This is a genomic window from Argonema antarcticum A004/B2 (assembly GCF_023333585.1).
GTDB lineage: Bacteria > Cyanobacteriota > Cyanobacteriia > Cyanobacteriales > Aerosakkonemataceae > Argonema > Argonema antarcticum.
Genome location: NZ_JAIQZN010000185.1, coordinates 1 through 5,457 on the forward strand (window position 1 = coordinate 1; position 5,457 = coordinate 5,457).

The 5,457-nt window shown below is 46.5% G+C and carries 7 protein-coding genes; 5 read left to right on the plus strand and 2 right to left on the minus strand.

All coding sequences use genetic code 11. The features are described from left to right. Together LAY57_RS34795 and LAY57_RS34800 are read right to left on the minus strand one after the other, a co-directional pair. On the minus strand, positions 1-778 hold a 778-nt coding region (locus LAY57_RS34795), incomplete at its 3' end, for a D-alanyl-D-alanine carboxypeptidase (RefSeq protein WP_249071925.1). Between the two features lie 85 nt (positions 779-863). Next, positions 864-1,052 (minus strand): hypothetical protein, encoded by a 189-nt coding sequence (locus LAY57_RS34800; protein ID WP_249071927.1) that lies wholly within the window; start codon positions 1,050-1,052, stop codon positions 864-866. A 329-nt stretch (positions 1,053-1,381) separates the two neighbouring features. On the opposite strand from LAY57_RS34800, the gene plsX reads away from it, so the two are divergent. The 5 genes from plsX to LAY57_RS34825 all read left to right on the plus strand — a co-directional run bounded on the left by plsX (position 1,382) and on the right by LAY57_RS34825 (position 5,331). Then, positions 1,382-2,416 (plus strand): phosphate acyltransferase PlsX, encoded by a 1,035-nt coding sequence (plsX, locus tag LAY57_RS34805; RefSeq protein ID WP_249071929.1) that lies wholly within the window; start codon positions 1,382-1,384, stop codon positions 2,414-2,416. Beyond that, on the plus strand, positions 2,416-3,417 hold the full coding sequence (locus tag LAY57_RS34810) for a beta-ketoacyl-ACP synthase 3 (protein ID WP_249071931.1): 1,002 nt from the start codon (positions 2,416-2,418) through the stop codon (positions 3,415-3,417). The genes plsX and LAY57_RS34810 overlap by 1 nt, the downstream gene beginning before the upstream one ends. Positions 3,418-3,467: 50 nt before the next feature. Beyond that, the gene (locus LAY57_RS34815) at positions 3,468-4,022 is read left to right on the plus strand and encodes a Uma2 family endonuclease (RefSeq protein WP_249071933.1); all 555 of its coding nucleotides are present in this window, start codon (positions 3,468-3,470) and stop codon (positions 4,020-4,022) included. A gap of 101 nt (positions 4,023-4,123) precedes the next feature. Next, positions 4,124-4,678, plus strand: coding sequence for a Uma2 family endonuclease (locus tag LAY57_RS34820; RefSeq protein WP_249071935.1), 555 nt, complete (start codon positions 4,124-4,126; stop codon positions 4,676-4,678). Positions 4,679-4,776: 98 nt separating this feature from the next. Further along, positions 4,777-5,331, plus strand: a complete 555-nt coding sequence (locus LAY57_RS34825) for a Uma2 family endonuclease (RefSeq protein WP_249071937.1) — start codon at positions 4,777-4,779, stop codon at positions 5,329-5,331. Positions 5,332-5,457 lie beyond the last annotated feature (126 nt).

Genomic DNA, 5,457 nt, shown 5'->3' on the forward strand with positions numbered 1-5,457 from the left:
CCTTGTCCCCCTTGTCCCCCTTGTCCCCCTTGTCCTCCTTGTCCCCTACATCACCAACGGGTTTTGACCACACCCGATTCCCCCCTTGATTAAGGGAGCGATCGACCTTCACACCACCGGCGATCGCTATTTGGGGTTTTGGCGTACCCTTGGGCATCGACAAATAATATCGGAAGCTAGTATCCTTCGACCAAGTGCGGGCGTTTAATGTTTGTTTGAGCATCTGACCCGCCAGAGCTGGATTAGAGTTGTAATTCATATAAAAATTGCCCTTAATCACCAAATTGCCAGTAACGCGCTTGATACCCATACGGCCCAGCGCGTTGCCAACTGCGATCGCTTCTTCCCAAACGAATAACGGATCGCCACTGGCGGTGACCACCAAATCACCCTGCAACACACCATTTTTTATCAGCCCTGTGGCGCTAAAAACCGTCTCAAACTGGTGTGAAGGAGTCCAGGTAGAGAGTGATGCTAAAGATGTGGCAATCTTCGTCAAAGAGGCAGCTGGCAGCGGCACAGTACCCTGGTTACTGGACAGCAGCGCTGGCCCCGACTGAATCCACACCCCCTGAACATTCGTTACCGAACCTTTTTGAGACAGTTCCTTCAGATATTGCCCCAACGTAGTTGCCGCTTCCGGTTCTGGAGCAGCTGGCAGCACAAATGCAGACGTACCAGGCGATGTGAGTGCCTCAAAGGCATCTTGCTCGGAGCGGCGCATTCCTGCCATATTCAGCCATACAGACATTAACCCAGTGCTAAATAATTCCAGCATTTTTTTCTCTGCTTTACATTCAATCGGGGACTGGAGGACTGGGGGACTGGGTAAAAGTACTATAGCAAAAGTCAAAAGTCAAAAGTCAAAAGTCAAAAGTGAAATGCTTGCTGTGAATTGGTTCTGGCGTTTTAGGATGCCCTAACCGCCCTAAAGTTGCTATATTTGTAAGACCCAACTTTTGACTTTTTTCCCAATCGCCGATCGCAATCCCAGTGAGTAATAATATCCATTCTTTGCGCCTCAAAACCCGGTTTATACTCAGCTCGGTCACAGACCGAGCTTTTTTTATCCCTGTAGGGGCGAAGCATTCCGTCCAAGATCTTTGGTTTCAACCAACAAATTATTCACGGAATGCTTCGCCCATTTATGGCCGTGCGAAGTATAGTCGATCGCTCACAGTACAAGATACGACTAACTCCGCTAGTAAAAGAGCTTTTCTCCCCCACTCCCCCACTCCCCCACTCTTCCCCTTTTTGACTTTTGAATGAGTGACTTTTGACTTTTGGGGCCCCTGGAGCCAATTGTGTAAATACCTAAGTCGCGTGATTATTGGATGGGAGGCATCTGGTAGAATTTTTGAGGTTTCTATCACATTGATCAATGGGATCGACTCGCGCACGGATTGCAATTGACGCGATGGGTGGGGATCACGCTCCCGCCGAAATCGTCGCTGGGGCACTCAGGGCAAGGGAAGAATTGGGCGTGGAAGTGTTGCTGGTGGGGGATAAGCCTCAAATCGAAGCTGTTCTGGGGCAACACACAAATTCTTTTCCTCTAGAAATTGTGCCTGCTGAAGGCACAATTGAAATGCACGAGGAGCCCTTAAGTGGTTTAAAACGCAAGCCTAAAGCTTCTATCAACGTCGCTATGGATTTGGTGAAGCAAAAACGGGCTGATGCAGTGGTTTCTGCCGGACACTCTGGAGCTGCAATGGCAGCTGCGCTGCTGCGGTTGGGGAGACTGCGGGGGATCGATCGCCCAGCAATTGGCGCGGTTTTTCCGACGATGCTCGCTGGCAAGTGGGTGCTGCTGCTGGATGTTGGCGCAAATGTGGACTGCCGTCCCAAGTTTTTGGAGCAGTTTGCCGTCATGGGGGCGATTTACAGCCAGTATGTGCTGGGAGTGCCGGAGCCGAAAGTGGGATTACTCAATATCGGCGAGGAACCTTCCAAAGGTAACGACTTGGCAATCCGCACTCACCAGATGCTGCAAGATAATGGGAAAGTTTCTTTTATAGGCAATGCAGAAGGCCGGGATGTTCTCTCCGGTCGCTATGATGTCATCGTTTGCGATGGCTTTGTGGGCAATGTCTTGTTGAAATTTGCCGAAGCGGTGGGTGAGATAGTGCTGCAAATCCTCAAGGAGGAGTTGCCTCAAGGATTGCAGGGACAGTTGGGCACGGCTTTGCTCAAACCAAACCTGAAGCGGATTAAGCAGCGTATAGACCACGCAGAACACGGAGGCGGTTTGCTTTTGGGCGTTGCTGGAGTTTGCATTATCAGCCACGGCAGTTCTCAAGCTCCTTCGATTTTTAATGCGATTCGCTTGGCTAAAGAAGCGATCGATAATCAGGTACTGGAACGCATTCAGTCTAGTTATCATAAAACCGCTGCACCGGCGGCTGAGGTCGAGTAATGTTGCAAGAATCAGGGTTAGGTATTGCCATTACTGGCAGCGGTGCGGCGACACCGACGGCTTACCTCGATAATCAGGGTCTCGCTCAACTGGTGGAAACATCGGATGAGTGGATCGCGACAAGAACTGGGATTCGTCAGCGGCATCTGGCGGGGGCATCCGACTCTCTGAGCGGATTTGCTACCGCCGCTGCTAAAGAAGCGATCGCAATGGCGGGAATTTCTGCTCTTGATTTGGATCTGATTATTCTCGCCACTTCTACCGCAGATGACCTTTTTGGCAGCGCCAGTCAAATTCAGGCCCAACTGGGAGCAAAGCAAGCAGTGGCATTTGACCTCACTGCTGCTTGCTCTGGTTTCGTCTTTGGGATGGTGACGGCGGCGCAGTTTATCCGCACTGGCGTCTACCGCAATGTTTTGCTGATCGGTGCTGATATTCTGTCTCGCTGGGTAGATTGGTCCGATCGCCGTACCTGCATACTATTTGGTGATGGCGCTGGGGCAATAGTGATGCAGGCTTCAAAATGCGATCGCTTTCTGGGATTTGAAATCAGGAGCGATGGCACCCAAAATAACTGCCTCAATTTGAACTATCAGGGTTCGCCCAAAGAACTGATAGAGGGAGTTACGATCGGCCAAGGCGGTTATCAGCCCATCACTATGAACGGCCAAGAAGTCTATCGCTTTGCCGTTAAAAAAGTCCCAGAAGTCATTCAAAAAGCTTTATTTCGGGCAAATATCACCGTTGACCAAGTAGACTGGCTCCTTTTACATCAAGCTAATCAACGCATTCTGGATGCTGTAGCCGATCGCCTCCATATTCCTGCGGAGAAAGTGATTAGCAATCTCGCTAATTATGGCAATACCTCTGCCGCTTCTATTCCTATCGCTCTAGATGAAGTCGTTCGTCAAGGCAAAATTAAACCCGGTGATACGATCGCCGCCGCCGGTTTTGGTGCTGGTTTAACTTGGGGTGCAGCTATCTTCCAGTGGGGCAGATAAGTTATTCGGGATAGGATAGCCTTATGTTCGGATATCCAAGGAGAATTGCGATGTCTTTAACTGTCCGGGATTTGGAAAAATTCCAAGCGCAACTTTCACCAGAATATGAAGACTATCAAATAGAGTTGCAAGAGGGAAACATTGTTATCATGGGGCCATCAGATATCGTATCTAGTGAGATTGGTATTCGTTTGAGCGCTTTTTTGTTTGCTTGGATTGAACCAAGAAAACTAGGCCGACTATTTGATTCCAGCGGTGGTTTTATCCTCTCAAATCAAGACTTACGCGCTCCAGATATCTCTTTCGTTTGTGCAGAAAGATTGCGGCAAAGTCCTCGTGCTTTTGGTGAGTTAGTTCCTGACTTGGTTGTAGAGATTAAATCCCGGACAGATAGAGTTAAAAAAATTACAGAAAAAATTCAAATGTTTCTCGAACTAGGCGCGAGGATAGGAATACTGATTGACCCAGATAAGCTGACAGTTACCGTCTATCGATCTGGTAGCGAACCAACAATATTTAATAATGAAGATATCCTCACTATTCCAGAATTATTTCCCGGTTGGGAATTGAGTATTTCTGAATTATGGCCTCCGGTATTTGATTAAATTGGAGAAATAAACAGAATGGGAACTTGTGGAACAGGTAATTTTCAGAATGATGATGCTATGGATTAGGTCTACGATTCGGATATCCAAGGAGAATGGCGATGTCTTTAACCATCCAGGATTTAGAAAAATTCCAAGCGCAACTTTCACCAGAATATGAAGACTATCAAATAGAGTTGCAAGAGGGACGCATTGTTATCATGGGGCCATCAGATATCGTATCAAGCGAAATTGGGATACGCTTTGGCTGGTTATTGATGAATTGGGTTGTCCCCCGCAATCTGGGGCGAGTATTTGATTCCAGCGGTGGTTTTATCCTCTCAAATCAAGACTTACGCGCTCCAGATATCTCTTTCGTTTGTGCAGAAAGATTGCGGCAAAGTCCTCGTGCTTTTGGTGAGCTAGTTCCCGACTTGGTTGTAGAGATTAAATCCCGGACAGATAGAGTTAAAAAAATTACAGAAAAAATTCAAATGTTTCTCGAACTAGGCGCGAGGATAGGAATACTGATTGACCCGGATAAACTGACAGTTACCGTCTATCGAGCGAGTGGCGAACCAACAGTATTTAATAATGAAGATATCCTCACTATTCCAGAATTATTTCCCGGTTGGGAATTAGCCATTTCTGAATTATGGCCTCCGGTATTTGATTAAATTGGAGAAATAAACAGAATGGTAATTTGTGGAACAGGTAATTTTCAGAATGATGCTATGGATTAGGTCTACGATTCGGATATCCAAGGAGAATGGCGATGTCTTTAACCATCCAGGATTTAGAAAAATTCCAAGCGCAACTTTCACCAGAATATGAAGACTATCAAATAGAGTTGCAAGAGGGAAACATTGTTATCATGGGGCCATCAGATATCGTATCAAGCGAGATTACCGCTCGGTTGATTTCCTTTTTGTTCGCCTGGATTGAACCAAGAAAATTAGGGCGAGTATTTGATTCCAGCGGTGGTTTTATCCTCTCAAATCAAGACTTACGCGCTCCAGATATCTCTTTCGTTTGTGCCGAAAGATTGCGGCAAAGTCCTCGTGCTTTTGGTGAGCTAGTTCCTGACTTGGTTGTAGAGATTAAATCCCGGACAGATAGAGTTAAAAAAATTACAGAAAAAATTCAAATGTTTCTCGAACTAGGCGCGAGGATAGGAATACTGATTGACCCAGATAAACTGACAGTTACTGTCTATAGATCGAGTGGAGAACCAACAGTATTTAATAATGAAGATATCCTCACTATTCCAGAATTATTTCCCGGTTGGGAATTAGCCATTTCTGAATTATGGCCTCCGGTATTTGATTAAATTGGAGAAATAAACAGAATGGTAATTTGTGGAACAGGTAATTTTCAGAATGATGCTATGGATTAGGTCTACGATTCGGATATCCAAGGAGAATGGCGATGTCTTTAACCATCCAGGATTTAGAAA

Excerpts from the sequence above, each read along its gene's own strand:
- LAY57_RS34815 (WP_249071933.1), top strand. The coding sequence starts at position 3,468 with ATGTCTTTAACTGTCCGGGATTTGGAAAAATTCCAAGCGCAACTTTCA.
- plsX (WP_249071929.1), top strand. The coding sequence starts at position 1,382 with ATGGGATCGACTCGCGCACGGATTGCAATTGACGCGATGGGTGGGGAT.
- LAY57_RS34825 (WP_249071937.1), top strand. The coding sequence starts at position 4,777 with ATGTCTTTAACCATCCAGGATTTAGAAAAATTCCAAGCGCAACTTTCA.
- LAY57_RS34820 (WP_249071935.1), top strand. The coding sequence starts at position 4,124 with ATGTCTTTAACCATCCAGGATTTAGAAAAATTCCAAGCGCAACTTTCA.
- LAY57_RS34810 (WP_249071931.1), top strand. The coding sequence starts at position 2,416 with ATGTTGCAAGAATCAGGGTTAGGTATTGCCATTACTGGCAGCGGTGCG.